29 protein-coding genes are annotated in these 25904 nt (G+C 70.6%); 23 read left to right on the top strand and 6 right to left on the bottom strand.

Annotated elements, in window-relative coordinates; genetic code table 11:
- Positions 1-35: 35 nt before the first annotated feature.
- On the bottom strand, positions 36-1298 hold the full coding sequence (locus tag FB561_RS04720; RefSeq protein ID WP_145803391.1) for a glycosyltransferase: 1263 nt from the start codon (positions 1296-1298) through the stop codon (positions 36-38).
- A 37-nt stretch (positions 1299-1335) separates the two neighbouring features.
- Here FB561_RS04720 and FB561_RS04715 point away from each other — a divergent pair, with 37 nt between their 5' ends.
- From FB561_RS04715 to FB561_RS04695, 5 genes are read left to right on the top strand one after another with little or no spacing between them, the layout of a single operon-like run.
- Complete coding sequence (locus FB561_RS04715) at positions 1336-1818, top strand: MarR family winged helix-turn-helix transcriptional regulator (protein WP_145803388.1); 483 nt, start codon at positions 1336-1338, stop codon at positions 1816-1818.
- Entirely contained in the window at positions 1811-2302 is a 492-nt protein-coding gene (locus tag FB561_RS04710; protein WP_145803386.1) for a methyltransferase family protein, read from the top strand. The genes FB561_RS04715 and FB561_RS04710 overlap by 8 nt, the downstream gene beginning before the upstream one ends.
- Before the next feature lie 27 nt (positions 2303-2329).
- On the top strand, positions 2330-2980 hold the full coding sequence (locus FB561_RS04705) for an acyl-CoA-like ligand-binding transcription factor (protein ID WP_238334651.1): 651 nt from the start codon (positions 2330-2332) through the stop codon (positions 2978-2980).
- Positions 2977-4599 (top strand): MDR family MFS transporter, encoded by a 1623-nt coding sequence (locus FB561_RS04700; RefSeq protein WP_145803384.1) that lies wholly within the window; start codon positions 2977-2979, stop codon positions 4597-4599. Before FB561_RS04705 ends, FB561_RS04700 begins: the two co-directional genes overlap by 4 nt.
- Before the next feature lie 42 nt (positions 4600-4641).
- A complete protein-coding gene (locus FB561_RS04695) occupies positions 4642-4941 on the top strand; it encodes a thiamine-binding protein (protein WP_145803382.1) in 300 nt (99 codons plus the stop codon).
- On the opposite strand, the gene FB561_RS04690 is transcribed toward FB561_RS04695, so the two are convergent.
- Positions 4938-5699: an SDR family oxidoreductase gene (locus FB561_RS04690; RefSeq protein WP_145803380.1), complete on the bottom strand. Its 762-nt coding sequence runs from the start codon at positions 5697-5699 to the stop codon at positions 4938-4940. The genes FB561_RS04695 and FB561_RS04690 overlap by 4 nt on opposite strands.
- A 99-nt stretch (positions 5700-5798) precedes the next feature.
- On the opposite strand from FB561_RS04690, the gene FB561_RS04685 reads away from it, so the two are divergent.
- Positions 5799-6644 carry a helix-turn-helix transcriptional regulator gene (locus FB561_RS04685; protein ID WP_145803378.1) on the top strand — a complete coding sequence of 282 codons (846 nt, stop codon included), beginning with the start codon at positions 5799-5801 and terminating at the stop codon, positions 6642-6644.
- Between the two features lie 31 nt (positions 6645-6675).
- Here FB561_RS04685 and FB561_RS04680 read toward each other — a convergent pair whose 3' ends face one another.
- Positions 6676-7320, bottom strand: a complete 645-nt coding sequence (locus FB561_RS04680; RefSeq protein ID WP_238334650.1) for a response regulator — start codon at positions 7318-7320, stop codon at positions 6676-6678.
- Entirely contained in the window at positions 7317-8282 is a 966-nt protein-coding gene (locus FB561_RS04675) for a HAMP domain-containing sensor histidine kinase (protein ID WP_238334649.1), read from the bottom strand. The genes FB561_RS04680 and FB561_RS04675 overlap by 4 nt, the downstream gene beginning before the upstream one ends.
- A 198-nt stretch (positions 8283-8480) precedes the next feature.
- On the opposite strand from FB561_RS04675, the gene FB561_RS04670 reads away from it, so the two are divergent.
- Positions 8481-9050 (top strand): SPFH domain-containing protein, encoded by a 570-nt coding sequence (locus FB561_RS04670; protein ID WP_170284577.1) that lies wholly within the window; start codon positions 8481-8483, stop codon positions 9048-9050.
- 10 nt (positions 9051-9060) lie between these two features.
- On the opposite strand, the gene FB561_RS04665 is transcribed toward FB561_RS04670, so the two are convergent.
- Complete coding sequence (locus FB561_RS04665; protein WP_145803370.1) at positions 9061-9939, bottom strand: bile acid:sodium symporter family protein; 879 nt, start codon at positions 9937-9939, stop codon at positions 9061-9063.
- A gap of 130 nt (positions 9940-10069) precedes the next feature.
- Between FB561_RS04665 and FB561_RS04660 the strand changes: the two genes are divergently transcribed.
- The 3 genes from FB561_RS04660 (at position 10070) to FB561_RS04650 (ending at position 13697) form a co-directional block, all read left to right on the top strand.
- A complete protein-coding gene (locus tag FB561_RS04660; protein WP_145803368.1) occupies positions 10070-11167 on the top strand; it encodes a WD40/YVTN/BNR-like repeat-containing protein in 1098 nt (365 codons plus the stop codon).
- A gap of 67 nt (positions 11168-11234) precedes the next feature.
- The gene (locus FB561_RS04655; protein ID WP_145803366.1) at positions 11235-12050 is read left to right on the top strand and encodes an endonuclease/exonuclease/phosphatase family protein; all 816 of its coding nucleotides are present in this window, start codon (positions 11235-11237) and stop codon (positions 12048-12050) included.
- A 291-nt stretch (positions 12051-12341) separates the two neighbouring features.
- Positions 12342-13697 carry a C40 family peptidase gene (locus FB561_RS04650; protein WP_238334648.1) on the top strand — a complete coding sequence of 452 codons (1356 nt, stop codon included), beginning with the start codon at positions 12342-12344 and terminating at the stop codon, positions 13695-13697.
- A 94-nt stretch (positions 13698-13791) separates the two neighbouring features.
- Here FB561_RS04650 and FB561_RS04645 read toward each other — a convergent pair whose 3' ends face one another.
- Positions 13792-14280: an inorganic diphosphatase gene (locus FB561_RS04645; RefSeq protein WP_145803362.1), complete on the bottom strand. Its 489-nt coding sequence runs from the start codon at positions 14278-14280 to the stop codon at positions 13792-13794.
- Between the two features lie 51 nt (positions 14281-14331).
- Here FB561_RS04645 and dacB point away from each other — a divergent pair, with 51 nt between their 5' ends.
- The 13 genes from dacB to FB561_RS04580 all read left to right on the top strand — a co-directional run bounded on the left by dacB (position 14332) and on the right by FB561_RS04580 (position 25854).
- Positions 14332-15693: a D-alanyl-D-alanine carboxypeptidase/D-alanyl-D-alanine endopeptidase gene (dacB, locus tag FB561_RS04640; protein WP_145803360.1), complete on the top strand. Its 1362-nt coding sequence runs from the start codon at positions 14332-14334 to the stop codon at positions 15691-15693.
- Between the two features lie 37 nt (positions 15694-15730).
- Positions 15731-16828: a zinc-dependent metalloprotease gene (locus tag FB561_RS04635; RefSeq protein WP_145803358.1), complete on the top strand. Its 1098-nt coding sequence runs from the start codon at positions 15731-15733 to the stop codon at positions 16826-16828.
- A complete protein-coding gene (gene tilS / locus FB561_RS04630; RefSeq protein ID WP_145803355.1) occupies positions 16800-17891 on the top strand; it encodes a tRNA lysidine(34) synthetase TilS in 1092 nt (363 codons plus the stop codon). The genes FB561_RS04635 and tilS overlap by 29 nt, the downstream gene beginning before the upstream one ends.
- A gap of 4 nt (positions 17892-17895) precedes the next feature.
- The gene (gene hpt, locus FB561_RS04625; RefSeq protein WP_145803353.1) at positions 17896-18447 is read left to right on the top strand and encodes a hypoxanthine phosphoribosyltransferase; all 552 of its coding nucleotides are present in this window, start codon (positions 17896-17898) and stop codon (positions 18445-18447) included.
- Between the two features lie 200 nt (positions 18448-18647).
- The gene (gene ftsH, locus FB561_RS04620) at positions 18648-20678 is read left to right on the top strand and encodes an ATP-dependent zinc metalloprotease FtsH (RefSeq protein WP_145803351.1); all 2031 of its coding nucleotides are present in this window, start codon (positions 18648-18650) and stop codon (positions 20676-20678) included.
- A 4-nt stretch (positions 20679-20682) separates the two neighbouring features.
- Entirely contained in the window at positions 20683-21255 is a 573-nt protein-coding gene (gene folE, locus FB561_RS04615; RefSeq protein WP_145803349.1) for a GTP cyclohydrolase I FolE, read from the top strand.
- A gap of 162 nt (positions 21256-21417) precedes the next feature.
- Positions 21418-22533 carry a S1 family peptidase gene (locus FB561_RS04610; protein ID WP_145803347.1) on the top strand — a complete coding sequence of 372 codons (1116 nt, stop codon included), beginning with the start codon at positions 21418-21420 and terminating at the stop codon, positions 22531-22533.
- A 141-nt stretch (positions 22534-22674) separates the two neighbouring features.
- Complete coding sequence (folP, locus tag FB561_RS04605) at positions 22675-23472, top strand: dihydropteroate synthase (RefSeq protein WP_145812755.1); 798 nt, start codon at positions 22675-22677, stop codon at positions 23470-23472.
- Positions 23469-23936, top strand: a complete 468-nt coding sequence (locus tag FB561_RS04600; RefSeq protein ID WP_145803345.1) for a nuclear transport factor 2 family protein — start codon at positions 23469-23471, stop codon at positions 23934-23936. Before folP ends, FB561_RS04600 begins: the two co-directional genes overlap by 4 nt.
- Positions 23933-24325, top strand: coding sequence for a dihydroneopterin aldolase (gene folB / locus FB561_RS04595; protein WP_145803343.1), 393 nt, complete (start codon positions 23933-23935; stop codon positions 24323-24325). Before FB561_RS04600 ends, folB begins: the two co-directional genes overlap by 4 nt.
- The gene (gene folK, locus FB561_RS04590; RefSeq protein WP_145803341.1) at positions 24318-24884 is read left to right on the top strand and encodes a 2-amino-4-hydroxy-6-hydroxymethyldihydropteridine diphosphokinase; all 567 of its coding nucleotides are present in this window, start codon (positions 24318-24320) and stop codon (positions 24882-24884) included. Before folB ends, folK begins: the two co-directional genes overlap by 8 nt.
- A gap of 2 nt (positions 24885-24886) precedes the next feature.
- Positions 24887-25402, top strand: a complete 516-nt coding sequence (locus tag FB561_RS04585; RefSeq protein WP_238334647.1) for a DUF3180 domain-containing protein — start codon at positions 24887-24889, stop codon at positions 25400-25402.
- A gap of 11 nt (positions 25403-25413) precedes the next feature.
- The gene (locus FB561_RS04580; RefSeq protein ID WP_145803337.1) at positions 25414-25854 is read left to right on the top strand and encodes a hypothetical protein; all 441 of its coding nucleotides are present in this window, start codon (positions 25414-25416) and stop codon (positions 25852-25854) included.
- The last annotated feature ends 50 nt before the right edge of the window (positions 25855-25904 follow it).

The raw sequence follows: 25904 nt of genomic DNA, 5'->3' as shown, positions 1-25904 counted from the left end.
GTGCAAACCCCGCCACACCCGGTGAAACGGGTCACCTACTCGGTGAGGGCGGCGAGTTTTTTGGCGGCTTCGGTCGGGGCGTCTGTGGTGGCGTAGAGGGTTTTGTAGTGGTCGGCTTGGGCTCGGTAGGTGGGGGTGGTGAGCATGTGGGTGGCTAGTGGGGCGAGGTTGTGGAGTTGGTCGGGGGCGGTGTGGCGGGCCGCGCCGATGCGTTCGACGACGGCGATGTTGAGGTCTTGTTCGAGGTGGAGGGGGAGGCCGAGGAGGGGTGTGCCGGAGGCGAGGGCGGTCTGGGTGCTGCCCTGGCCGGCGGTGGTGACGGCCAGGTCGACCTGGGGCATGACCAGGTGGCTGGGCAGGACGCCTTCGACCATGACCTGGTCGGTGGCCAGGTCGGTGAGGTCGTGGATGGTGCCCGCGACCAGGAGGCGGGCGTCGACGGTGGCGAGGGACCGGACCGTACTGCGGACCAGGTCGGCCGAGGTCGAGGTCATCGCGACGTAGACGACCGGGCCCGGTCGGTCCAGGAAGCGCTGGACGTGGCCGGGCAGCGGGACGTCCAGGTGGGCGAAGAGGGGGCCGATCGAGGTGAGGCGGGTGCTCGCGCGGTACCCCTTCTTCCCGGCCGGGGTCCACGCTTCCAGGTCGGCGCTCGGGACGCCGAGGACCTCGGGCAGTTCCGGGACCAGGCTGAGATCGCCGAGCAGCAACGCGGCCAGGCTCGGAATCCGTTCCACGCCGAGGGATTCGGCCACCCGGTTGAAGCCCGCGCAGTACGCCGGGATGCGGTTCGGGTTGTGGTTCGCGAGGTACCGGCTGAGCCACTTCGGAGCGTGCCGCAGCCGGGGATCCAGCGGGCGGCTCGGGGTCGGGATCAGGTGGCGCTCGAACACCGGTGGGACGAAGCCGCCCGCGTGCTCGGTGACCACCTGGACGCCGGTCAGCCGGGTCGAGAGCAAGGTGGTGAGGGTGAATCCGGTGACCGCGACGGTGATGCCGTGTGCCCGGAAGTACTCCGCCTCGCGCTGGACGTAGGCGCGGATCTCGGCGTCGTCGTACATGCTCTGACGCGGATCGCCGAGCCCGATCGCCGACGCCACGAACGCGGCCGACCGGGCCGGGGAGAGGCCGGGCCCGAGCACGTCGTACGGGACGCCCGCCTCGGCGAGCCGGCGTTCGTGCGGACCGCCGTGGGTGGCGACCCGGACCGGTAGGCCGAGTGCGGTGAGGGCGCGGTGGATCTCCAGCATCCGCGATGTCTCGGACAGATACGCGCAGTGCGGCAGCAGGCAGATCATCATTGCCTCCTCGGTGCAGATAGGTAATATATTGCGCATGTCGTCGCGTGAGCACAAGACCCAGGACCTGCTCGGGCTCGGACCGGACTCCGGACTGCCCTCGTCGGTGCGGGCGTTCCGGACCGTGCTGACGCTCGCGCAGCGACTCCGGTCCGCGATGGACAACCGGCTCCGCGAGGACGGGCTGACCACACAACAGGCGGCGTTGATCACCGTGGTCGAGGCGCTCGGCAACCCGTCGGTGATGGAGGCGGCGGCCGCGCTCGGCAGTACGCACCAGAACGTCGCGCAGATCGTCGCGGCCCTGGTCCGCAAGGACCTACTCCGGGTCGAACCCGATCCGGCCGACCGGCGCAGGAAGTTGCTCTCGACAACCAAGACGAACGCGGCGTACTGGCGCCGGCGTGACGAGGGCGACTTCGCCGCGGTCGACGACTGGTTCGCCGAGCTGACCGAGGACGAGCTGAAAACCTTTTGTACGTTGGCCGATCGCGTCCTGAAACGACTCGACGATGCTTAGGGCGGCGCTCGGCAGTACGGCGTTCTTCTTCGCCGCGCCCGGAGTCGTCGCCGGGGTGGTGCCGTGGTGGATCAGCGGCTGGCCGGCCCCGCGGTTCTGGCCCGCGGTCGTCCTGGTCGCCGCCGGAGTGCTCGTCGTCCTGCGCGCGTTCGCCCGTTTCGTCCGGGAGGGCCGTGGGACGCCGGCGCCGATCGCGCCGACCGAGGAGCTCGTCGTCGGCGGGGAGTACCGGTGCGTCCGCAACCCGATGTACGTCGGCGTGGTGGCGGCCGTTCTCGGGCAGGCCCTGCTCTTTCTCGACCCGTGGCTCCTGCTGTACGCGGTGGTCGCCTGGTCGGTGATGGCCGCCTTCGTCCGGTTCTACGAGGAGCCCGAACTCCGCCGGCGGTACGGCCCCCGGTACGACGCGTACCGGGCGGCGGTCCCGGCGTGGTGGCCGCGGTTCAGGCGGTGCAAAGTTGCGCGGAATAACAATTTGCACTGACTGCAAGTTCGTCCTTACCGTAGTCGGGTGATCAAGGTCGACGAGGCCGCTTCCGAGGGCCGGCGTGAGCGGAAGAAGCGGGAGACGCGGGAGGCCCTCGCGTCGGCCGCGCTGCGGCTGGCCGTGGAGAAGGGCGCCGACGCGGTCACCGTGGAGGAGATCGCCGAGGCGGCCGACGTCTCGGTGCGCACCTTCTTCAACTACTTCCCGCACAAGGAACACGCGATGCTCGGCCGCGACCCCGAGGACCTCGAGCGCGCGCTCGAGCGGCTCCGCGAGGCCCCGGCCGACCAGTCGCCGGTGACGACGATGCGGACGCTCGTCCACGAGGTGCTCGCCGACCTGGAGGACCCGGCCGGCGACACCACGCAGCGGTTCGCGCTGGTCATGCGTTCACCGACTCTGCTGTCCCAGTTCGTCCTGCTCGGCGCCGAGGACGAGCGGGTGCTCGCGGCCGCGCTGGCCGAGCGGATGGGCGAGTCCGACTCGCTCCGGCCGACGCTGATCGTCGGCGCGACCTCGACCGCGGTCCGGGTCGCGATCGAGCACCAGAAGAAGAGCCCGGGCCGGTCGCTCGGCGCGCTCGTCGACGAGGCGTTCGCGCTCGTCGCCGGCGGCCTCGACCCGGCCTACCGCACCACCACCATGCCCAGTACGCACCAGGAAGGTCAGTCATGACTACGACCTCATCGCCCACACCGCCGGACGCGGCGGGCGAGGTCAACGACCCCACCACCCCGCCGGAGGCCGCCGCGACCGCCGTCGCCGCGCTGACCCCGCGGCAGACCGTGCAGGCGATCTCCGGCCTGATGATCGGCATGCTCGTCGCGGTGCTGGCCGGCACCGTGGTGTCGACCGCGCTGCCGCGGATCATCGCCGACCTCGGCGCCAGCCAGTCCGCCTACACCTGGGTGGTCACCATCGAGCTGCTCGCGATGACGGCGACCGTGCCGCTGTGGGGCAAGCTCGCGGACCTCTACAACAACAAGCTGCTGGTCCAGCTGTCGCTGGCGTTCTTCGTGGCCGGCTCGCTGGTGGCCGGCTTCACCCCGAACATCGAACTGCTGCTGACCAGCCGGGTCGTTCAGGGCATCGGCGCCGGCGGTCTGACCGCGCTGGTGCAGATCGTGATGGCCGCGATCATCCCGCCGCGGGAGCTCGGCCGGTACTCCGGCATCTTCGGCGCGATCTTCGCCGGCGCGACCGTCGGCGGCCCGCTGCTCGGCGGCTTCCTGGTCGACTCCCCGCTCGGCTGGCGGGCCTGCTTCCTGGTCGGCGTGCCGTTCAGCCTGCTGGCGATCTTCCTGCTGCAGCGGACGCTGAAGCTGCCGACGATCCGCCGCGAGGTCCGGATCGACTGGCTCGGCGCACTGCTGATCACGGCCGGCGTGAGCACGATCCTGGTCTGGTCGACGTTCGCCGGGAACAAGTTCGACTGGGTCTCCGGCTGGAGCTTCCTGATGGCCGGCGGTGCCCTCGTCCTGCTCGGGGTGGCAGTCTTCGTCGAGTCGCGGCACCCGGAGCCGATCATCCCGCTCGACCTGTTCCGCAACCGCACGGTGACGCTGTCCGTGGTGGCCAGCATGCTGGTCGGCGTGGCGCTGTTCGGCGGCTCGGTGTTCCTGTCGCAGTACTTCCAGATCGCGCAGGGGCACTCGCCGACCTCGGCCGGCCTGATGAGCCTGCCGATGGTCTTCGGCATGCTGATCTCGTCCACGGTGGCCGGTGCGCTGATCACCAAGTACGGCAAGTGGAAGATCTACCTGGTCTCCGGTGGTGTGCTGCTGCCGGTCGGCCTGGGGCTGCTCGGCACCATCGACGCGCACACCGGTGGGCTGGAGATCTCGGTCTACATGGCGATCCTCGGTGTCGGCGTCGGCCTGGTGATGCAGAACCTGGTGCTCGCCGCGCAGAACGACGTCCCGGCCCGCGAACTGGGTGCAGCCACCTCCGTCGTCAGCTTCTTCCGCAGCATGGGCGGCACCATCGGCGTCAGTGCCCTCGGTGCGGTCCTGGCGAGCCGGGTGGCGAGCTCGCTCGGAATGGGCGGCGCTTCCGGTGGCGGCGAGGGCGCCGTGCCCGACATCAGCAAGCTGCCGGAGCCGGCCCGGATCGCGGTCCAGGAGGCGTACGGCAACGCGACCGCGGACCTGTTCCTGATCTCGGCCCCGATCGCCGTGCTGGCGCTGGTCGCGATCCTGTTCGTCAAGGAGAAGGCGCTGCTCACCACCTCCGCCTCGGAGCGGATGGCGGCCGAGGAGCCGGCCGGCGAGACCAAGGTGCAGGACACCGTCTGACCCCGGCTCCGACCCGGCGGCCGGACTGGCAAGCTGGAGGCCATGATCGTTGCCTTCAGTATCAGTCCGGCCGCCGGTGACGAGACCGGCGGCGTCGCCGAGGCGGTGGCGGAGGCGATCCGGGTGGTCCGCGCCTCCGGCCTGCCGAACGAGACCAACGCGATGTTCACCAACCTCGAAGGCGAGTGGGACGAGGTGATGGCCGTCGTGAAGCAGGCGGTGGACGCCGTCGCCGCGGTCTCGCCGCGGGTCGGCCTGGTCCTGAAGGCCGACATCCGGCCCGGGTACACCGGTCAGCTGACCGCCAAGGTGGAGCGGATCGAGCAGGCCCTCGCCGACTAGACCCCAGCCGCGACCGGGTGCCCGGGGTTGAGGGCGGCGACCGTGGCGTCGTACCGGTTCTCGCGCTCGGCGTCGCGGAGGAAGCGGACCCGGTCGACCAGGATCTCGTCGGCGTCCGGTTCCTGCTGGAGCCGGCGGACCGACTCGTCGACGAACTCGTCCAGCGGCATGTACTCCGGGTTCGTGGCCCCGCCCATCAGCTCGGTCCGGACCGCCGGCGGGACCAGCTCGATCACCTGGACCGGCGTACCGGCGAGCTGGATCCGCAGGCTCTGCGTGTAGCTGTGGACGGCCGCCTTGGTCGCGTTGTACGTCGGGGTGTCCACCAGCGGGACGAACGCCAGCCCGGACGTCACGGTCATGATCACCGCGTCCGATTTCGCCAGCAGGTACGGCGTGAACGCGGTCACGGTACGGATCGTGCCGAGCAGGTTGGTCTCGACGATCGCCTCGGCCGTGGCCAGGTGACCGAGGTCGCGTAGGTCCTCGGCACGCATGATCCCGGCCATCGTGACCAGGACGTCGAGGTCCGGGTACCGGGTGGTGACGGTCTCGAAGGCGGCCGCGATCGAGGCCGGGTCGGCGACGTCCAGGACGAGGCCGTCGATCCCGTCCTCGGCGGCGATCCTGGCCAGCAGGTCCTGGCGGCGGCCGCTGACGATCACGGTGTTGCCGAGGTCGCGGAGCCGGCGGGCCAGTTCGAGGCCGATGCCCGAGGTGCCGCCGGTGAGGAAGATCGTTCTGCCAGTCGTTTTCATGGCTCCAGCCTGTGACCGGAGCCCGGCGGCAACCAGGCTCGGCTCAGCCTCTGCTCGGCAGGCAGTGGTTGACTCGCCGAGGTTCGCGACACTGGTGGCATGGAGTACGCCGATCTGTCCGACTTCCTGCGCCGGCGCCGGGAGGCACTGCAACCCGAGGACGTCGGGCTGCCGCGCGGCCGGCGACGCCGTACGCCGGGCCTGCGGCGCGAGGAGGTCGCCACCCTCGCCGCCATGTCCACCGACTACTACAGCCGGCTCGAAGGCGGCCGAGGCCCGCAGCCGTCGGTGGAGATGCTGGCCGCGATCGCCCGCGCGCTGCGGCTGACCCTGGAGGAACGCGACCACCTCTTCCTGCTCGCCGGGCACGGGACGCCACCGCGGACCACGCGGCCCGACCACGTCGATCCCGGCATGCTGCGGATCCTCGACCGGTTGCACGACACCCCGGCGATGCTGCTGAACCGGCTCGGCGAGACGCTCGCGCAGACCCCGGCCCATGTCGCGTTCGCCGGTGAGCAGACCAACCTCCGCGGTCCGGAGCGCAGCGAGATCTACCGCTGGTTCGCCGATCCGGAGTCCCGCGTGCTCTACCGCGAACCCGAGCTGTCGCGGCACAGCCGGTTGCTCGCCTCGATGCTCCGGTCGGTCGTCACCGTGGACGGACCGAAGTCGGCCGCCGCCACCATGGCCCGGACGTTGCAGCAGCTCAGCCCCGAGTTCGCGGAGATCTGGGCCGCTCACGAGGTCGGCATCGCGCACAACCGGACGAAGCACTTCCGGCATCCGGTGGTGGGCGAGCTGGAGCTGTACTGCGAGGTGATCGACAACCGCGACCAGCAGCAGCGGCTCATCGTCTTCACCGCGACCCCGGGCTCCGAGAGTGCCGAGCGGCTCGAACTGCTGGCGGTCCTGGGCCGCCAGTCCCTCGACCCGGCCGGCTGACCGCCAGTCCCTCGACCCGGCCGGCTGACCGTCAGGGCTCGATCAGGCCGGCCCGGATCGCGTACCGGGTGAGCTCGGTCCGGTCGCGCATGCCCAGCTTCTGCAGGATGTTCGCGCGGTGCCGCTCGACCGTCTTCAGGCTGATGGTGAGCGCGCCCGCGATCTCCTTGGACGAGTGGCCCTCGGCGATCAGCTTGACCACCTCGTCCTCCCGCGGCGTGAGCACCTGACCCGGGACCCGCTCACCGCGCCGGACCCGGTCCAGGTAGTCGCGGACCAGCGCGCTCATCACCCCGGGGTACAGGAACGACTCGCCGCGGGCGGCCGCGTGGCAGGCGTCCACCAGGTCCTGGTCGGCGACCGACTTGAGCACGTACCCGGAGGCGCCGGCTTTCAACGCGGCGAAGAAGTACTGCTCGTTGTCGTACATCGACAGCATCAGCATCTTCGGGGGATCGCGGCGCCGGGACAGTTCGCGGGCCGCCTGCAGGCCGGTCATCCGCGGCATCGCCACGTCCAGCACGGCCAGGTCGATCTCGGTCTCCCGGGCCAGCTCGACCGCCTCGGCGCCGTCACTCGCCTCGGCGACGACGGTGAGTCCGGGTTCGCTGTCCAGGATCAGCCGGACGCCACGGCGGACCAGGGCGTGGTCGTCGGCGAGCAGGATCCGGATCACCGCGATCCCTCCGTCGGCAGCGTCAGCCGGACCTCGGTCCCGCCGGTCGGCCCGGACGTCAGTTCGAGGTCACCGCCGACGATCAGCGCCCGCTCGCGCATCCCGCCGATACCGGCGCCCTCGGGCTGACCGCGCAGGCCGCGCCCGTTGTCCTTGACCGAGAGCACCACGTCGTTCCCCTTCCGGGTGAGGGACAGTTCGACGGAGTTGGCCTGGGCGTGCCGGGCCACGTTGGTGAGGGCCTCCTGCGCGATCCGGTACACGACCAGTTCGGCGTCCGAGTCGAGCTCGGGCAGGCCCGGGGTGAAGGTCCGGCGGATCCGCAGGCCGGCCGGGGCGAAGTCGTTGCTCAGCGCGACCAGGGCGTTGTGCAGGCCGAGGTCCTCCAGTACGCCGGGGCGGAGCCGGCGCGCCACCTGCCGGACCTCCTCCAGCCCGGCCCGGGTCTGCTCCTGGACCAGCTGGACCTCCGGCAGGACGTCGGCCGAGGCCCGGTCGGCGACCTGCTTGAGGCCGAGCAGGACCGCGGTGAAGCTCTGGCCGATCTCGTCGTGCAGCTCCTGCGCGATCCGGTGCCGCTCGGCCTCCTGCGCGGCCAGCGCCTTGGCGTTGCTCATCCGGCGCTCGGTCTCCAGCCGGGTCAGCATCTCGTTGAAGCTCTTCACCAGGTGACCGACGGCGCCGTTGTCGTGCTCCGGGATGCGCTGCCCCGGATGCTGCAGGTCGACCTTCTCCATCATCCGGATCAGCTTGTCCAGCGGGGCCAGCGAGTTCCGTAGCAGCAACGAGTTGAGCGTCACGATGATGGCCAGGCCGAACACCAGGACGATCGCCTCGGACACCAGCACCCGCGCCGAAACCGTTGCCGGTGACAACGCCAACGCGACGGTGCCCAGCAGGAACACCACCCCGTTGATCAGGCAGACCCTCCAGTACAGCGGCAATCCAGTCCCGGCCTTCACCGTTTCAGCCTGGCCCATCGCCGTACCGGTTGTCCACGAGGCTCCGGCGGTTCCGGGCAAAAGTGGGTGGTAGCACTCATACCGCGCGACCTCGGCCCGGGAAACACTGGTTGTGCGGCCGGGACCCGGGCCGCCTCCCTCCCAACGGGGTGGATCGGCGACCGGCCGCACCAGCCACGCGATCCGAGGGAGGCGCCCGTGCCGCTGTCGACGATCACCGACACGGGCCTGACCGGGCCCGCGCTCTGGCTGGTCGTCGCCGGACTCGGGGTGGTGGCGGTCCTGTTCGCGAGCGTCCGCAGTGTCGCGGCCGACCAGCAGGCCGTGGTTCGGCGGTTCGGCCGGGTGGTCCGGGTCGCGGGCCCCGGTCTGGTCTTCCGGGTGCCGGGGATCGACAGGGTGACCACGGTCCCGCGGCTTCCGGTGCGGCTGCCGCTGGTGGTGTCGACGCTGAGCCGGGACGGTCTCCCCGTCCGCCTGATCGCCACGGTGGTCTGCCGGATCGCCGACCCGGCCCGCTCGTCCGACCCGTTCGGGACGACGGCCGCGACGGTGGAGGACGCGCTCACCCGGCAGGTCGGGCAGACGACGCTGGCCGATCTGCTCGCCGCCCGGGCCGAGGCGGAGAACGTGCTGCCCGGCCGGATCAGCGAGGTGACCGCGGCCTGGGGGGTCGAGGTGCTGGAGATCGAGGTGACCGACATCGAGACCCGCTGGTCGTCGGACCTGCTCCGCGTGGTCGGTCAGGACGCCGATCGAAATCAGTAGCTCTGAGCAACTAACCTCGCGCGACCACCCGGGCCGGCCGCCGGCTCAGCCAGTACGCGAACAGGCCGGTCGGGAAGAACATCACGATGCCGTACACCGCGACCGGAATGGACATCTCGCTGTTGCCGAGCAGGGCCGGGCTGAGCGCGATGGTGAGGGCGAGGGTGGCGTTGTGGATGCCGATCTCCATCGAGCACGCGACGGCCTGCCGGTCCGGCAAACCGGTCAGCCGCGGCACGACGTACCCGAAGGCGAGGCTGAGGACGTTGAGCAGCAGGGCGATCAGGCCCACCTCGGCGAGATAGCCGAGGACGTCGTCGCGTTCGGTCCAGACGGCGGCGAAGATCACCAGCGCGAGCACGACGATCGAGCCCAGTTTGACCGGCCGCGCCATCCGCTCGGCGAACACCGGCCGCCGGGACCGCAGCAGCATCCCCAGCGCGACCGGGACGAGCACGATCGCGAACACCTGCAGCATCTTGGCCGGTTGCAGCCCGATCTGGCCGTCGCCGAGGAAGTGCGCGAGCGACAGGTTCACCACGATCGGCAGGGTGACGACGGCGAGGACGGAGTTCACCGCGGTCAGCGTCACGTTCAGCGCGACGTCGCCGCCGGCCAGATGGCTGAACAGGTTCGCGGTGGTGCCGCCCGGTGACGCGACCAACAGCATCATCCCGACCGCGAGCGCCGGGGCCAGCCCGAACGCCTTGACCAGGCCGAAGCAGATCACCGGCAGCAGCACGACCTGGACCGCGAGCGCCACCAGCACGGCCCGCGGCATCTTCAGCACCCGGGCGAAGTCCGCGACGGTCAGGGACAAGCCGAGCCCGAGCATGATGATCGCCAGCGCCACCGGCAGCAGGACCGAGGTCAGTACGGAGTCGTCCATCTCCGGCTCCTTCACGAAGGCCCCCGCACCCGGCCGGGGAGATGGCTCAGGGTGACAGCAGGACGAGGTGGGTTCAAGACCTCGTGCAGCGTCTGTCGAAAGGTCTGCCGGGTGTACTACGTTGCCGCCCATGAAGACGCTGCGCAGCGCCGCCCTCGCGGCCGGAGTCCTGATCGCCCTGTCCCCGTTGACGTCTGCCCAGGCTGCCGGTCCCTCGGCCGCCGGCCGGCCCCAGCCTTCGTACCAGTGGGAGCTCAAGCCCACCGGGAGTGCTTCCCAGTTCCGCGGGCTCGCCGCGGTGAGCAAGGACGTCGCCTGGGTCGCGGGGAGTGCCGGGCAGGTACTGCGGACCGTGGACGGCGGGGCGAGTTGGCAGAACGTCAGCCCGGCCGGTGCGGAGGCGCTGCAGTTCCGCGACGTGGAGGCGTTCGATGCCCAGCGGGCGGTGATCCTGGCGATCGGGCCGGGCGAGGACTCGCGGGTGTACCGGACCACCGACGGCGGCAGGAGCTGGGCCGAGTCGTTCCGCAACACCGACCCGAACGCGTTTTACGACTGCCTCGACTTCAACGACCAGCGGCACGGGCTCGCGCTGAGCGACCCGGTGGACGGCAGGTTCCGGATCGCGGCGACCGCGGACGGCGGCAAGTCGTGGCAGATCCAGCCGTCGGCCGGGATGCCGGCCGCGTTGCCGGGGGAGTTCGCCTTCGCCGCGAGCGGGACCTGCCTGGTCGCCGGGCCCGGCCGGACCGCATGGTTCGCGACCGGTGGCGGTGACCGGCCGCGGGTGTTCCGGACGATCGACGGTGGGCGGACGTGGAAGGTGACCGACTCGCCGATGGCCAGTGGGGCAGCGGCGGGGATCTTCAGCCTGGCGTTCCGCGGGCCGCTGTTCGGCGTCGCGGTCGGCGGTGACTTCGAGAAGCCGACCGAGGCGGTGAAGGCCGCGTCGGTCACGTACGACGGCGGCCGGTCCTGGCAGCTGGTCCCGGCCGACAAGGCGCCGAAGGGGTACCGCAGCGGCTCGGCGTTCGTCCCGGGGACACTGGCGAGCGTGATCGCGGTCGGTCCGTCGGGGAGCGACTACAGCGTCGACGGAGGCCGGAGCTGGACCCAGTTCTCCGACGGCAGCTTCGACAGCGTCGAGTGCGCGGGCCACGGTCCGAAGGCGGCCTGCTGGGCCTCCGGAGCCAAGGGCGCGGTCGCGCGACTCGCGGTCCAGCGCTAGGACCAGCGGTTTCGGCGACACCCGTACGTCGTGCGGGGGTCGCCGTGATCGGGCCAGGATGGAGCCCATGCGTAGACTTCCCCGCCGCCTGCTGGTCGCCTTCGCGGGCCTGCTGATGCTGGCTCCGACCGCGGCCGCCGCGGCTCCCGCCGGTCATGGCCCCACCGTCAAGGCCATCACCTACAACATCCATCACGGCGCCGGGGTCGACGGCGTCCTCGACCTCGAGCGGATCGCCGCCGTGATCGAGTCCTCCGACGCGGACGTGGTCGGCCTGCAGGAGGTGGACAAGCACTGGGGTGAGCGCAGCAACTGGGTGGACCAGGCCGCCTGGCTCGCCCGCCGGCTCGACATGCACTACCGGTACGCGCCGAACCTCGACCTGCCGCCGGCCACCGCGGGCGAGCCGCGCCGGCAGTACGGCACCGCGATCCTGTCCCGGTTCCCGATCAGGGAGTTCGAGAACACCCTGCTGCCGCTCTACCCCGGTGGTGAGCAGCGCGGCCTGGCCGTTGCCTCGATCAAGGTCCGGGGCCAGGAACTGCGGTTCGCGAACACCCACCTGACCCACAACAACAACGCCGAGCGGCAGGAGCAGGCCACCAAGGTGGTCGACCTGCTGAGCGACTCGCGGAAGCCGACGCTGGTCGTGGGCGACCTGAACGCGGTGCCGACCACGCCGGAGATCAAGATCCTGACCGCGGTCTGGCAGGACAGCTGGACCGAGGTCGGCGGCCCGGGCTACACGAGCCCCGCGAGCAACCCGACCGCCCGGATCGACTACCTGCTGCACTCGGCGACGCTGCGGCCGCGCTCGGCCGAGGTGCTCTCCACCCTGGCCTCCGACCACCTGCCGGTGACGGCCACCTACACGCTGCGCTGACCCACGCCGATCCCGTACCGGCGTCGTCCCGTTTCCCCGGGGCGGCGCCGGTTTTTCGTGCGCCCGACTTTCACGCGCGCGAATTACAAGCTTGTAGTTTGTCAAGCCGACACGCAGGTGAAATGAAGTTATTCGTGTGAACAGTGTTCCCAATGGGGCTGAAGGCAACTAGTGTCACCTATGAGGTCCTCCGGGACCAAAAGTTCACGAATCCGGGGAAGGGATTCGTGACCGGCGGAAGGAAGGACCCCGATGCGGACGCCCTCGGGGGCCCGGTCCGGCAGTCGGGACGTGAGCACTGGGAAGACCGGCAGAGCGCTGCTCTCCGGTGTGCTCGCCGTCTCGCTGGCCGGTTCTACGGCCCTGATCACTGTTCCGGCCCAGGCCGATCCGAAGCCACCGGTCATCCCCTCGCAGTCCCAGGTGGACGCGGCGAAGCGGGCGGCCGCCGGCAAGGCAGCGCAGGTGGCGGCGATCGAAGGCCGGTTGGCCGCGGCCAACACCCGGCTCCAGCAGCTCGGCCGGTCGGCCGGGATCGCGGCCGAGCGGTACAACGGCGCGGTGTACCGGTTGCAGCAGGCAAAGACCGAGGCGGCCGCCGCGGCCGCCCGGGCCCAGAAGGCGGCGGTGACGCTCGCCGAGCAGCGCCGCCAGATCGGCCGGTTCGCGGCCGCGTCGTACCAGGGCGGTGGTGACCTGGCCACGCTCGGGCCGCTGTTCTCCGCGAACGGCCCGCAGCAGGTGCTCGACTCGGCCGGTGCGGCCCGGTCGGTGTCCCAGGCGATGCAGGGCTCGTACCTGCGCTTCACCGCGACCCAGGTGGTCAGCAATGCGTTCAAGGCGCAGGCGGACCAGTCCGTGGTGAAGGTGAAGGCGGCCGCCGACGAGGCCGCCAAGGCGAAGGCCGCGGCCGAGGCGGCGCAGGCCAACCAGGCCGCCGCCGTGGCCGCGATCGGCGCCGAGCGCAAGACCCAGATCAACCAGCTGGCGGCGTTGCGCAACACGTCGTACCAGGTGGCCGAGCAGCGTCAGCGGGGACTCGAGGAGCGTGCGCGCCAGCGAGCCGCCGCCCTGGCGAAGAAGAAGGCGGAGGAACTGCGCAAGCGGATCGCCGCCCGGGAGGCCGCCGAACGCGCCCGCGAAGCCGCCGCCGAGCGGGCCCGCGAGGAGCGGGAACGACGCGAGGAAGCGGCGAAGAACCAGCAGACCGGGACCAAGCCGCCCAAGAAGAAGAAGCCGAAGCCGCATCGGCCGGGCGGCGGCGGTGGTTCGTCGACGCGCGGCGGCGTGTCCGCGGTACTCGACTTCGCGCTGTCGCAGCTGGGCGACCCGTACGTGTGGGCCGCGGCCGGTCCGGACTCGTGGGACTGCTCAGGCCTGACGATGAAGGCCTGGGCGAAGGCCGGGGTTCGGCTGCCGCACTACAGCGTCGCGCAGTACGAGCAGGTCCGGCACATCTCCGAGGACGAGCTGCGCCCGGGTGACCTGATCTTCTGGGCCGAGACCGCCGGCGACCCGGGCACGATCTTCCACGTCGCGCTGTACCTCGGCGACGGCCGGATGGTGCACGCGCCGCGCACCGGCCGCCCGGTCACCATCGACAGCGTCTACTACTGGGAGACGCCGGACTTCTTCGGCCGGCCCTGACCGTCCGGGCCCCGGAAATCAGTACGCCCTCCGCCGGGTGGTACCGGGCGGAGGGCGGGGGCCGAAGGACTTGCAGGAAGCTGCAACCCTTCGGTCAGTGGTGGTCGGTCTTGAGCCGCTCGAACGAGGCGGTGATCTCGGCCTCGGCGTCGGTCCGGCCGACCCAGGTCGCACCCTCGACGGACTTGCCCGGCTCGAGGTCCTTGTAGACCTCGAAGAAGTGCTGGATCTCCAGCCGGTCGAACTCCGGCAGGTGGTGGATGTCGCGCAGGTGCTCCTGCCGCGGGTCACCGGCCGGGACGCAGACGACCTTGTCGTCCGGGCCCTTCTCGTCGGTCATCCGGAACATCCCGATCGCCCGGGCGCGGATCAGGCAGCCCGGGAAGGTCGGTTCGGGGAGCAGGACGAGGGCGTCCAGCGGGTCGCCGTCCTGCCCGAGCGTCTCCTCGATGAATCCGTAGTCGGACGGATACTGGGTGGCCGTGAACAGCGTCCGGTCCAGCCGGAGCCGATTGGTCTTGTGGTCCAGCTCGTACTTGTTGCGGGTGCCCTTGGGGATCTCGATGAAGACGTCGAACTCCATACGGCAGATACTGTCACGGTTCCGACCGACCGATTGACAGGGAGCAGCCCGGTGACCCGTAGTCCTCGTGCGGTCTTCGTCACGCTGCTGGCGGGGGCCGTCCTCACCGGACTCGCCGGCGGAGCGCAGGCCGTACCCGGCTCGTCGCAGTCCGCCACCGGTGCGACGGCTGCTCCACCGGTGCTCGCACCGGCGAAACCGGAGGGCGCGGCCCCGGCCACGGCCGGGGTCCAGAAGGCGCTGCTGGCCGCGTTGCGGGACCCGTCGCTCGGCAAGCACTACGGGGCGTACGTGTACGACGCGTCGCGCAACAAGACGCTGTACTCGGTCGGGACCACGAAGCCGTTCGTCCCGGCGTCCACGCTGAAGCTGCTGACCACGGTGGCGGCGCTGGAGGCGATCGGGCCGGACCACCTGTTCACCACCAAGACGGTCCGCAGCGGCGGTTCGCTGGTACTGGTCGGTGGCGGGGACCCGTTGCTGACCGTGCAGCGATCCAAGGACCCGCTGGACTTCCCGGTCAGGGCGACACTTCAGGACCTGGCCACCAGGACGGCGAAGGCGCTCAAGGCGGACGGGGTTGCGAGCGTCACCCTGTCGTACGACGCGACCCTGTTCTCCGGTCCGGCCGTCAACGCGAAGTGGCAGCCGAACTACGTCACCGAGGGCATCGCGGCCCCGACCTCGGCGCTCTGGGTGAACGAGGGGCGGCTGTCCCCGGGGATGGCCAAGCGGGCGCCCTCCCCGGCGCAGGCGGCAGCCACGTCGTTCGCCAAGCTGCTCCGCGCGGCCGGGATCACCGTGGCCGCGTCGGTCAAGCCGGCGAAGGCCCCGGCGGCCGCGACCGAGGTGGCCACCGTCCGGTCCGCGCCGCTCGGTGACCTGGTCGAGTACGTGAACCTGCACAGCGACAACGACGGCGCCGAGGTCCTGCTCCGCCAGGTCGGGGTCGCGACCGGCAACGGCGGCTCGTACGCGGGCGGCATCAAGGGATTGCGGGCGACGCTGACCAAGCTGGGCCTGGACGTGAGCAAGGCGCGCATCGAGGACGGCAGCGGGCTGTCCCGGACGAACCAGGTCCCGCTGGACGTCCTCGCCGGAGCGGTCCGGGTCGCCGTGGCCCAGCCGGAGTTGCGGCACCTGATCAGCGGACTCCCCGTGGCCGGGTTCACCGGCAGCCTGGCCGAGCGGTTCGCCTCCCCGGGGACGTCGGCCGGTACGGGCTTCGTCCGCGCCAAGACGGGCACGCTGACCGGCGTCCACTCGCTGTCCGGGCTGGTCCGCACGAGGACCGGCACCGTCCTGGTCTTCGCGGTCGCGACCGACAGTGTCCCGGCCGACAAACCACTCCAGGCCCGCGCCGCCCTGGACCGAGCCTCCGCGGCGCTCGCCAGTTGCGGTTGCACCGGCTGATCGAGCGCGTGTTTGCACCAGCTACTAAAGTCAAAACATGAGTACGGCGGAAGGCGGGACCGCGGCTGAGATGGTCGACTGGCAGCTGGCGACCGGGGTGGCGCGGAGGTTGCTGCGGCCCGGGCCGGCGGTGAGCCGGGCGGAGGCGGATCAAGTGGTGGCCGAGCTGCGGCAGTTCGCCGCGGACTCCGAGCACCACGTCCGCGAGTTCACCGGGCTGGAGGCGACCTCGGCGACCGCGCCGGTGGTGATCGTGGACCGGCCGGGCTGGGTGCAGGCGAACGCGGACGGCTTCCGGACCGTGCTCCAGCCGCTGGCCGACAAGCTGCGGGAGAAGCAGGAGAGCGCGAACGGCGGCATCTCGTCCGCGGTCGGCTCCCGGGTCACCGCGATCGAGGCGGGCGCGCTGCTCGCGTTCCTGTCGTCGCGGGTACTCGGCCAGTTCGACCCGTTCTACCCGTCCGAGCCCGACCCGGACCGCCCCGGCCTGACCGGACGGCTGCTGCTGGTCGCGCCGAACGTGATGCACGTGGAGTCCGAGCTCAAGGTCGTCCCGCGCGACTTCCGGCTCTGGGTCTGCCTGCACGAGGAGACGCACCGGGTCCAGTTCACCGCGGTCCCGTGGCTGCGGGACCACCTCCGCTCCGAGATCGCGCTGTTCCTCGACCAGGCCGAGCTGGACGCCTCGGCGTACGCGGCGATGTTCCGCGAGGCCGTGCAGCGGCTGGGCCGGTCGGTGAAGGGTGACGGCGAGTTGAGCCTGGTCGACCTGATGCAGTCGCCCGAGCAGCGCGCCGTGCTGGACCGGCTGACCGCGGTGATGTCGCTGCTCGAGGGCCACGCGGACTTCGTGATGGACGGGGTCGGCCCGTCGGTCATCCCGACCGTGGACACGATCCGGTCCAAGTTCACCTCGCGCCGGCAAGGCGGGAACCCGGTGGACCAGCTGCTCAAGCGCCTGCTCGGGCTGGACGCCAAGCTGCGGCAGTACCAGGACGGCGCCGCGTTCGTCCGCCGGGTGGTGGACCGCGTCGGCATGGAGGGCTTCAACCGGGTCTGGACGGGGCCGAACACGCTGCCGACCAAGCACGAGATCGCCAACCCCGATGCCTGGGTCACCCGGCTCCACGGCTGACGCCGACCCGGACCCTGGCTCCGGGTCGGGGGAGTCGCGGACCAGCGCGGAGGACGTGGTCGAGGAGCGGCGGGGCAAGCTGCATCCTGCCGTCGCCCGGACCCGCGAGGCGGTGCGGATCGCGCTGGCCGACCTGCCGCGCGGGACGACGGTACTGGTCGCGTGTTCCGGTGGGGCGGACTCGCTCGCGCTGGCGGCGGCGACCGCGTTCGAGGCTCCCAAGCTGGGGCTGCGCGCCGGGGCCGTCGTCGTGGATCACGGATTGCAGGCCGATTCGGCGCGGGTCGCGGAGACCGCGGCCGAGCAGTGCCGGTCGTTGGGCCTCGACCCGGTCCGGGTACGCGCTGTCGAGGTCGGCGTCGAAGGTGGACCCGAGGCGGCAGCCCGGACCGCACGGTACGACGCTCTGCGGGAGATCGCGGACGAGGTCCAGGCGGACGTGGTCCTGCTCGGCCATACCCGCGACGACCAGGCCGAGACCGTACTGCTCGGGCTGGCCCGTGGATCCGGGGCACGGTCGCTCGCGGGGATGGCCCCGGTCGCCGGGTTGCTCCGCCGGCCGCTGCTGGAGGTACCCCGCGCGACCACGGCCGCCGCTTGTATCGCGTCCGGCCTGCGCCCCTGGCACGACCCGCACAACGACGACCCGCAGTACACCCGGGTCCGGGTACGGCACGAGGTGCTCCCGGTCCTGGAGGAGGCGCTCGGTCCCGGCGTGGTCGAGGCGCTCGCCCGGACCGCGGGACTGCTGCGCGCCGACGCCGACGCGCTGGACGCCCTCGCCGCCGACCTGGCCGAGACCGCGGTCCGCCGTGCCGAGGACCAGGTGGTCTGCGACATCGGCATGCTCGAGGTGGAGCCGCCGGCCCTGCGGACCCGGGTGCTGCGGCAGGCCGCGCTGGAGGCCGGGTGCCGCGCGAACGACCTCACCGCGGGCCACGTCGCGGCCGTCGACACCCTGATCACCGGGTGGCGCGGGCAGCGCTGGATCGACCTCCCACAAGGCGTCCGGGCGATCCGCCGGGGCGGGTTCATCGTCCTGGCCACGGGTGTGACAGGCTGAGCGGGTGGATGCGGCGGACATCGAGAAGGACCTGACCGAGATCCTCCATTCCGAGGAGGAGATCCTGGCCAAGCTCAAGGAGCTGGCGGCCCGGATCGAGGCGGACTACGAGGGCAAGGACCTGCTGGTGATCGGTGTCCTCAAGGGCGCCGTGATGGTGATGGCCGACCTGGCCCGGTCGTTCAGCCGGCACGTCGAGATGGACTGGATGGCGATCTCGTCCTACGGCTCCGGGACCAAGTCGTCCGGGGTGGTCCGGATCCTCAAGGACCTGGACACCGACATCACCAACCGGCACGTGCTGATCGTCGAGGACATCATCGACACCGGTCTGACCCTGACCTGGCTGGTCAGCAACCTGCAGTCCCGGCAGCCGGCCTCGGTCGAGATCTGCACCGCGTTCCGCAAGCCGGACGCGGCCAAGATGGCGGTACCGGTCAAGTACGTGGGCTTCGACATCCCGGACGAGTTCGTGGTCGGGTACGGCCTCGACTACGCCGAGAAGTACCGGAACCTGCGCTGCGTGGCCACGCTGGCCCCGCACGTCTACTCCTGACTCCGGGATCACACCGGCGGCGGGGGCCTGGCCGGGAGCGGTACTTGGTGACAGCCTGTACAACGGACCGTACCGTCGTTTCAGGTGACCCTCGTGATGGGCAGGCTTGCCCGACACGAGACACTTGGACTGGTGTTACCGTCAAAGGCCCTCTCACCCGGGCCTGCTGAGCTAGGAGGGACGGGGCGTAAGCCTCGATCATGGACGTGAAGCGCATCTTCCGCGGACCCCTGTTCTGGATCGTCGTCGCCTTCCTGGGCGTCCTGGTGATCGGGCAGCTCCTGACCGGCTCGTCCGGGTACAAGACCGAGCCCACCGGCCAGGTCGTCCAGGTGATCCAGCAGGCCACGACGTCGAACGACAAGGTCATCAAGTCGGTCACGCTGATCGATCCCGATCAGGAGATCCGGGTCGAGAAGACCGACGGCACCAAGATCCGGGCGCACTGGGTGGACGGCCAGGCGAACAGCCTCGGCCAGTCGCTGCAGAAGCTGTACGACGACAAGAAGGTCGAGCGGTACGACGTCGAGAACCCGAAGCCGAGCTTCATCGGCCAGGTGTTCTCCACGCTGATCCCGTTCCTGCTGATCGCGGTCGTCTTCATCTTCCTGATGAACTCGATGCAGGGTGGCGGCTCCCGGGTGATGAGCTTCGCCAAGTCGAAGGCCAAGCTGATCACCAAGGACACCCCGAAGACCACGTTCTCCGACGTGGCCGGGTGCGACGAGGCGATCGAGGAGCTCGGCGAGATCAAGGAGTTCCTGCAGGAGCCGGGCAAGTTCCAGGCGGTCGGCGCCAAGATCCCCAAGGGCGTCCTGCTGTACGGCCAGCCGGGTACCGGTAAGACCCTGCTGGCGCGGGCGGTCGCGGGTGAGGCGGGCGTCCCGTTCTACTCCATCTCCGGTTCGGACTTCGTCGAGATGTTCGTCGGTGTCGGTGCCTCCCGGGTGCGCGACCTGTTCGAGCAGGCCAAGACCAACGCGCCGGCGATCGTCTTCATCGACGAGATCGACGCCGTCGGCCGGCACCGTGGCGCGGGCCTCGGCGGCGGCCACGACGAGCGCGAGCAGACCCTGAACCAGCTGCTGGTCGAGATGGACGGCTTCGACGTCCGCGGCGGCGTGATCCTGATCGCGGCCACCAACCGGCCCGACGTGCTGGACCCGGCGCTGCTGCGCCCCGGCCGGTTCGACCGGCAGATCGCCGTCGACGCCCCCGACCTGCCGGGCCGGGAGAAGATCCTGAAGGTGCACGCCCGCGGCAAGCCGATGGCGGAGAACGCCGACCTCGAGGCGGTCGCGCGGCGGACCCCGGGCTTCACCGGTGCCGACCTGGCCAACGTGCTGAACGAGGCGGCCCTGCTGACCGCCCGGCTGAACAAGCAGCAGATCGACAAGTTCGCGCTGGACGAGGCGATCGACCGCGTCATCGCCGGCCCGCAGCGCCGGACCCGGCTGATGTCCGACAAGGAGAAGGTGCTCACCGCGTACCACGAGGGCGGGCACGCCCTGGTCGCCGCGGCGCTGCCGCACTCCGACCCGGTGCACAAGGTGACGATCCTGCCGCGCGGTCGCGCGCTCGGGTACACGATGGTGCTGCCGGACGAGGACAAGTACTCGACCACCCGGTCCGAGATGCTCGACAAGCTGGCCTACATGCTCGGTGGCCGCGCCGCCGAGGAGATGGTCTTCCACGACCCGACCACCGGGGCCAGCAACGACATCGAGAAGGCGACCGGCCTGGCGCGCGCGATGGTCACCCAGTACGGCATGACCGAGCGGCTGGGCGCGATCAAGTTCGGCCAGGACTCGTCCGAGCCGTTCCTGGGTCGCGACCTGGGCAGCCAGCGCAACTACTCCGAGGAGATCGCCGCGGCGGTCGACGAGGAGGTCGGCAAGCTGATCCTGAACGCGCACCAGGAGGCGTTCGACATCCTGGTCGAGAACCGGGCCGTCCTGGACAGCCTGGTCGAGGAGCTGCTGGAGAAGGAGACGCTGGACAAGGGCGACATCGCCCGCGTCTTCGCGCCGGTGATCAAGCGGGACCGGCGGCCGGCCTGGACCGGTTCGTCCACCCGGGTGCCGTCGGACCAGCCGCCGGTGATGCCGATCCCGACCCGCGGCGACCAGAACGGCTCGCTGTCCGACGTGATCCCGGGCGGATCGGTCGGACCGGACGAGGCCGCGCACGGACCGAACTACGGCGGCGGCCCGACCCCTCCGGCGGAGTGACCGGGTGACCTCACCGAAGTTCGACCACGACCGGGCCGAACGGGCGATCCGCGAACTGCTGATCGCCATCGGTGAGGACCCCGACCGCGAAGGACTGAAGGAGACCCCGGCCCGGGTGGCCCGCTCGTACGCGGAGATTGCCGGCGGGCTGGGGCAGAGTGCCGCGGACGTCCTCACCACCACTTTCGACCTTGGCCACGACGAGATGGTCCTGGTCAAAGACATCGAGGTGTGGAGTCTCTGCGAGCATCATCTGGTGCCGTTCACCGGGGTGGCGCATGTGGGGTACATCCCGAGTGCGGAGGGGCGGATCACCGGGCTGTCGAAGTTGGCGCGGCTGGTGGACGTGTACGCGAAGCGGCCGCAGGTGCAGGAGCGGTTGACGACGCAGGTCGCCGACTCGCTGGTCGAGCTGCTCGGACCGCGGGGCGTGATCGTCGTGGTCGAGTGCGAGCACCTCTGTATGACGATGCGCGGCGTCCGCAAACCGGGCGCCAAGACGATCACGTCGGCCGTGCGCGGCCAGCTTCGTGACCCGGTCACCCGGGCCGAGGCGATGAGCCTGATCGTCGGCTGATCCGCCGTCCCGCGGACGAGCTTCCCGCTCCGGCCGTAGCCCCGCCGCCCTGGAATCGTTGAAGATTCAGGGCGGTGACCCATGGACATTCCGTGTCCGAACGCCTACGGTCCGTAGTGGCGCCTTGGCTCGGGTGGCAGGGCGCCGCGTGAGGAGGAACGTATGGCACGGCGTTTTCGGGTCGGCGCCGCTCTCACCGGAATCGTCGCCCTGACGGCGGCCGGTCTGATCGCGGCACGGGGCGCAGCAGCGGATTCCCCGGTGGCCGACCCGGAGCAGTTGCTCCAGGAGCAGGTGCTGAAGGCCGACACCGTGGAGACCCAGCTGGGGACCCGGGCGATCGGCAGTTATCTCGACGAGGCCGGTGAGCTCGTCGTCGCGGTGTCCGACGAGACGACCGCGGCCCTGGTCCGGGCGGCCGGCGCGATCCCCCAGTTGGTCCCGTACACGGCCGAGGCGCTGCAGTCGGTGCAGGCCGAGCTGGATCGCCTGGCGACCGGGTCGAGCGCCGGCAAGGTGCGGGCCTGGTTCGTCGATCCACGGACCGGCACCGTGGTGGTCACCGTGCCGCCGACCGCGCGGGACAAGATCACCCAGCGCTTCCTGGCCAAGGCCAAGGAGAACGGCGCGAAGGTGACGATCCGGCGGTCCGCCGGTGTGGTCACCCCGACCGACGACTTCGGCCTGCGCGGCGGCGTCCAGGTGGACAAGAACACCGGCTACACCTGCTCGCTGGGCTTCAACGCCCGGACCGAGAACGGCAGCCGGATCTTCCTGACCGCGGGGCACTGCACGTCCGGCAAGCCGTCGTTCTCCCGCAACGGGTACGTGCTCGGCGAGACCCGTTCGTCGAGTTTCCCGGGCAACGACTACGGCAGTGTCAGCGTGATCGACGGCTGGGACCCGCAGGGCTCGGTCGAACGCTGGAACGGCGAGCACGTCGCGATCCAGGGCCGCTCCGGCGTCACTGTCGGCGCGAGCGTCTGCAAGTCGGGCAAGACCACCAAGTGGACCTGCGGGCGCGTGGTGGCCAAGAACGTGACGGTGAACTACGGCCCCAACAAGGTGGTGAAGGGGCTGTACCAGCACACCGCGTGTGTCGAGTCCGGCGACTCCGGCGGGGCCAACCTGACCGGGAACTACGCCCTCGGCATCACCAGCGGCGCGGCTCTCATGGACGGCCAGTGCATGGGGAAGAAGGGACAGACCAACGAGTCGTACTCCCAACCGATCGGCGAGGTCCTGTCAGCCACAGGCGCCTCCCTGGTCCTGGGTTAGCGATCCCCGGCGGCGCCCGAGGATCGATGGGGGCCCAGGACCTGGGTGGGGCGGTTCGGGCCGGACCACTACGGTGGTCGGGTGCGAACTGCCCCACCGACTCATGTGCAGGGACTGCCCACTCCGGATCGTTGTCTGGTGATGGGTGTCGTCAACGTGACCCCTGACTCGTTCTCGGACGGTGGGAAGTGGTTCGAACCGGCCGCCGCGATCCGGCACGGGCGGGAGTTGATGGCCGAGGGCGCCGACCTGCTCGACGTCGGTGGGGAATCGACCCGGCCGGGAGCGGAGCGGCCCAGCCAGGACGAGGAGATCCGCCGGGTGCTGCCGGTGATCGAGACGCTGACGGCCGAGGGCGCGCTGATCTCGATCGACACGATGCGCTCCGACGTCGCCGAGCTCGCCCTGGACGCGGGTGCGGTGATGGTGAACGACGTGTCCGGCGGCCTCGCCGATCCGGACATGCTGCCGCTGGTCGCGGACCGCGGCGCGGCGTACATCTGCATGCACTGGCGCGGGCACTCCGCCGACATGCAGAGCCGCGCGGAGTACGACGACGTGGTGGCCGAGGTGATCGCCGAACTGGCCGAGCGGATCGAGGCGGTGCGGGCGGCCGGCGTGGACCTGAACAAGGTCGCCGTGGACCCCGGACTCGGCTTCGCCAAGAACGCGGAGCACAACTGGGAGGTACTCCGCCGGATGCGCGAGTTCGCCGTCCTGGAGCGACCCTTGCTGATCGCTGCCTCCCGCAAGGCGTTCCTCGGTAGGCTGCTCGCCGACGAGGAGACCGGTGAGCCCAGACCGGCGGTACGACGAGACGACGCGAGCGCGGCCGTTTCCGCCCTCGCCGCCGCGAACGGCGCCTGGTGCGTCCGGGCCCACGCGGTGGCACCGAGTGCGGACGCGGTCCGGGTGGCGCGCAGGTGGGGAGCGGTATGACGGACGAGCGGCCGGACGGCCCGCGACGCGGTACCGAGGCGTCGGCCGAGACCACGGTGCTGACCGCGAACACCGCGTTCTACAACGCGTTCGAGGCCGGCGACCTGGACCTGATGGCCGCGGTCTGGCTGCCCGAACCGGAACCGGTCTGCATCCATCCCGGCAACGCGGCCATCTCCGGGTACCAGGAGATGATGCGGGCCTGGGCGATGATCTTCGCCAACACCCCGTACATCCAGTTCTTCCTCACCGACGTCCAGGTCCAGGTGGACGGCGACGTGGCGTACGTCACGTGCACCGAGAACGTGCTGTCGTCCGGTGACGGGGCGCCCGAGGAGGGCTTCGCGGGCGGCAAGGCGCTCGCCACCAACGTTTTCCGGCGAACTTCCGGTGGCTGGCGGTTGTGGATCCACCATGCCTCACCGGTACTGTCGTCTGGGGGTCGACAGGAGGAGGCGGAATGAGCGGTCCCGAGGCGCCTCCGGACGTGATCGAGATCCGTGGCATCCGTGCGTACGGACGGCACGGGGTGTTCGCGCACGAGCGGGCCGACGGGCAGGAGTTCGTCGTGGACGTCCGGCTCGAGCTGGACACCCGGCCCGCCGCGGCCTCGGACGACCTGGCCGACACCGTGAACTACGGCGAGGTCGCCGAGCGGGTGCACAAGGCGATCGAGAACGATCCAGTCGACCTGATCGAGACCCTGGCGCAGCGGATCGCGGACCTGTGCCTGGACGATCCCCGCGTCACCGGGACCGCCGTGACGATCCACAAGCCTTCGGCGCCGATCAGCGTGCCGTTCGACGATGTTGTCCTGACCGTGCAGCGCAAACGGAGAGAACCCCGTGACTGAGACCCCTAGTCCCCACGTGATCGACGCGGACACCCTCAGCGGTGGCCTCAAGCCGATCCGGCAGGTGATCCTGTCCCTCGGCAGCAATCTCGGCGACCGTGAGGCGAACCTGCAGGGCGCGGTCGACGCGCTGCGGGACACCCCCGACGTCGTGGTCGTCGATGTCTCGCCGGTCTACGAGACCGACCCGGTGGGCGGTCCGGACGAGTCCGGTCCGTACCTGAACATCGTGCTGCTCGCCGACACCACGCTGTCCGTGGACACCCTGCTGGACCGCGCGCACGCCGTCGAGCAGGCGTTCGGCCGGGAGCGCAGTGTGCCCGGTGCGCCGCGCACGCTGGACGTCGACCTGATCACGTACGGCAAGAAGACGATCGAGTCCGACGAGCTGACCGTTCCGCACCCGCGGGCGCACGAGCGCGCGTTCGTGCTGGCGCCCTGGCTCGACATCGAGCCGGACGCGGAGCTGCCCGGCGTCGGCCTGGTCGCCGATCTGCTCGCCCAGGTCGGGACCGAGGGCGTGAAGAAGCTCGACGACCCGACCATCGAGTTGCAGTAGTGGTGTCCGGCGGTCCCGATGCCGGGCGGGCGCCCGGGGCCGGCAAGGAGCCACCTCCGGGGTCGGTCCGGCCGACCTCGAAGCGGCTGCTGGTGGCGATCGCCGTCCTCGGGGCGGCGATCGGCGTCACCATCGTCCAGGTCGTGGAGTCCGGCGGCGGGGTCGCGCCGACGGTCTCCTGGCTGTCCCTGGTCGCCTGGGCGTTCCTGGCCGCGCTGCTGTTCGCCGCGGCCCGGAACACCCATCAGCGGATCCAGGTCAAGCGCGAACGGATCGAACCGGCCCGCGCGGTGTTCCTGTTGCTGATCGGAAAAGCCAGCGCTTTCGTCGGCGCGTTGTGCACCGGTGTTTACGCAGGGTTCGCGTTATCCTTCGTGGACGCGGTGAGTTCCTCCGGACCCCGCAACCGCGTGATCGCAGCCGGTGTCGCGGCCGTGATCTCTGTGCTGGTCGTCACGGCCGGATTGCTGCTCGAACGTGCGTGTCGCATCCCCGAAGACCCCGACGAGAACCCCTAACATGTCGGTCCATGGGGTCAAGGGGTAACCGCCGCCGTACCAGGACCACAATTCTCACCGTCGCCAACGGTCTGCTGATCGTCGTCTGCCTGGGCGTGAGTATCGCCCTGTTCTCGCAGAACGCATGGATCCTGCGGGCCGCCGCCGTCGGTGCCGTCCTGGTGGCGATAGGTGCCTCTCTGCTGTTCCGCCACCAGCTCCTGGTCGAACGCCTGGCCCACAGCGACGAACGCGCCCACGTGGCGCAGGAGTACTCCCGGATCACCAGCGCCCGCGTCGTCGAGAACGCCGAGTTCGTCGACCTGATGCAGCGCCGGCTGGACCGTATCGACGAGCGCCTCGACAAGATCGACGAGGAGGTCGCCACGGTCGTTGCCGCCGGCGACAAACACTCCCAGTCCGAGGCCCCCACCGTCGTAGACCTCAAACTCCGCGGCCTCGCCGCCTCCTGAGCCCCGGTCAGTCACGAGGGACGGTCGCTCGCGGCTCTCCTGTACGCCGG

Origin of the sequence: Kribbella amoyensis (genome assembly GCF_007828865.1) — a bacterium.
Taxonomy (GTDB): domain Bacteria; phylum Actinomycetota; class Actinomycetes; order Propionibacteriales; family Kribbellaceae; genus Kribbella; species Kribbella amoyensis.
The sequence above is the reverse complement of the archived record's forward strand: the minus strand, read 5'-3'. Positions and strand labels throughout refer to the sequence as shown.

Bases quoted from the DNA above. Each gene is read 5' to 3' on its own strand.
- FB561_RS04720 (WP_145803391.1), bottom strand. From the start codon at position 1,298: ATGATCTGCCTGCTGCCGCACTGCGCGTATCTGTCCGAGACATCGCGG.
- FB561_RS04715 (WP_145803388.1), top strand. From the start codon at position 1,336: ATGTCGTCGCGTGAGCACAAGACCCAGGACCTGCTCGGGCTCGGACCG.
- FB561_RS04710 (WP_145803386.1), top strand. From the start codon at position 1,811: ATGCTTAGGGCGGCGCTCGGCAGTACGGCGTTCTTCTTCGCCGCGCCC.
- FB561_RS04700 (WP_145803384.1), top strand. From the start codon at position 2,977: ATGACTACGACCTCATCGCCCACACCGCCGGACGCGGCGGGCGAGGTC.
- FB561_RS04695 (WP_145803382.1), top strand. From the start codon at position 4,642: ATGATCGTTGCCTTCAGTATCAGTCCGGCCGCCGGTGACGAGACCGGC.
- FB561_RS04690 (WP_145803380.1), bottom strand. From the start codon at position 5,699: ATGAAAACGACTGGCAGAACGATCTTCCTCACCGGCGGCACCTCGGGC.
- FB561_RS04685 (WP_145803378.1), top strand. From the start codon at position 5,799: ATGGAGTACGCCGATCTGTCCGACTTCCTGCGCCGGCGCCGGGAGGCA.
- FB561_RS04665 (WP_145803370.1), bottom strand. From the start codon at position 9,939: ATGGACGACTCCGTACTGACCTCGGTCCTGCTGCCGGTGGCGCTGGCG.
- FB561_RS04660 (WP_145803368.1), top strand. From the start codon at position 10,070: ATGAAGACGCTGCGCAGCGCCGCCCTCGCGGCCGGAGTCCTGATCGCC.
- FB561_RS04655 (WP_145803366.1), top strand. From the start codon at position 11,235: ATGCGTAGACTTCCCCGCCGCCTGCTGGTCGCCTTCGCGGGCCTGCTG.
- FB561_RS04645 (WP_145803362.1), bottom strand. From the start codon at position 14,280: ATGGAGTTCGACGTCTTCATCGAGATCCCCAAGGGCACCCGCAACAAG.
- FB561_RS04635 (WP_145803358.1), top strand. From the start codon at position 15,731: ATGAGTACGGCGGAAGGCGGGACCGCGGCTGAGATGGTCGACTGGCAG.
- tilS (WP_145803355.1), top strand. From the start codon at position 16,800: ATGCCTGGGTCACCCGGCTCCACGGCTGACGCCGACCCGGACCCTGGC.
- ftsH (WP_145803351.1), top strand. From the start codon at position 18,648: ATGGACGTGAAGCGCATCTTCCGCGGACCCCTGTTCTGGATCGTCGTC.
- FB561_RS04610 (WP_145803347.1), top strand. From the start codon at position 21,418: ATGGCACGGCGTTTTCGGGTCGGCGCCGCTCTCACCGGAATCGTCGCC.
- folP (WP_145812755.1), top strand. From the start codon at position 22,675: ATGGGTGTCGTCAACGTGACCCCTGACTCGTTCTCGGACGGTGGGAAG.
- FB561_RS04600 (WP_145803345.1), top strand. From the start codon at position 23,469: ATGACGGACGAGCGGCCGGACGGCCCGCGACGCGGTACCGAGGCGTCG.
- folB (WP_145803343.1), top strand. From the start codon at position 23,933: ATGAGCGGTCCCGAGGCGCCTCCGGACGTGATCGAGATCCGTGGCATC.
- FB561_RS04580 (WP_145803337.1), top strand. From the start codon at position 25,414: ATGGGGTCAAGGGGTAACCGCCGCCGTACCAGGACCACAATTCTCACC.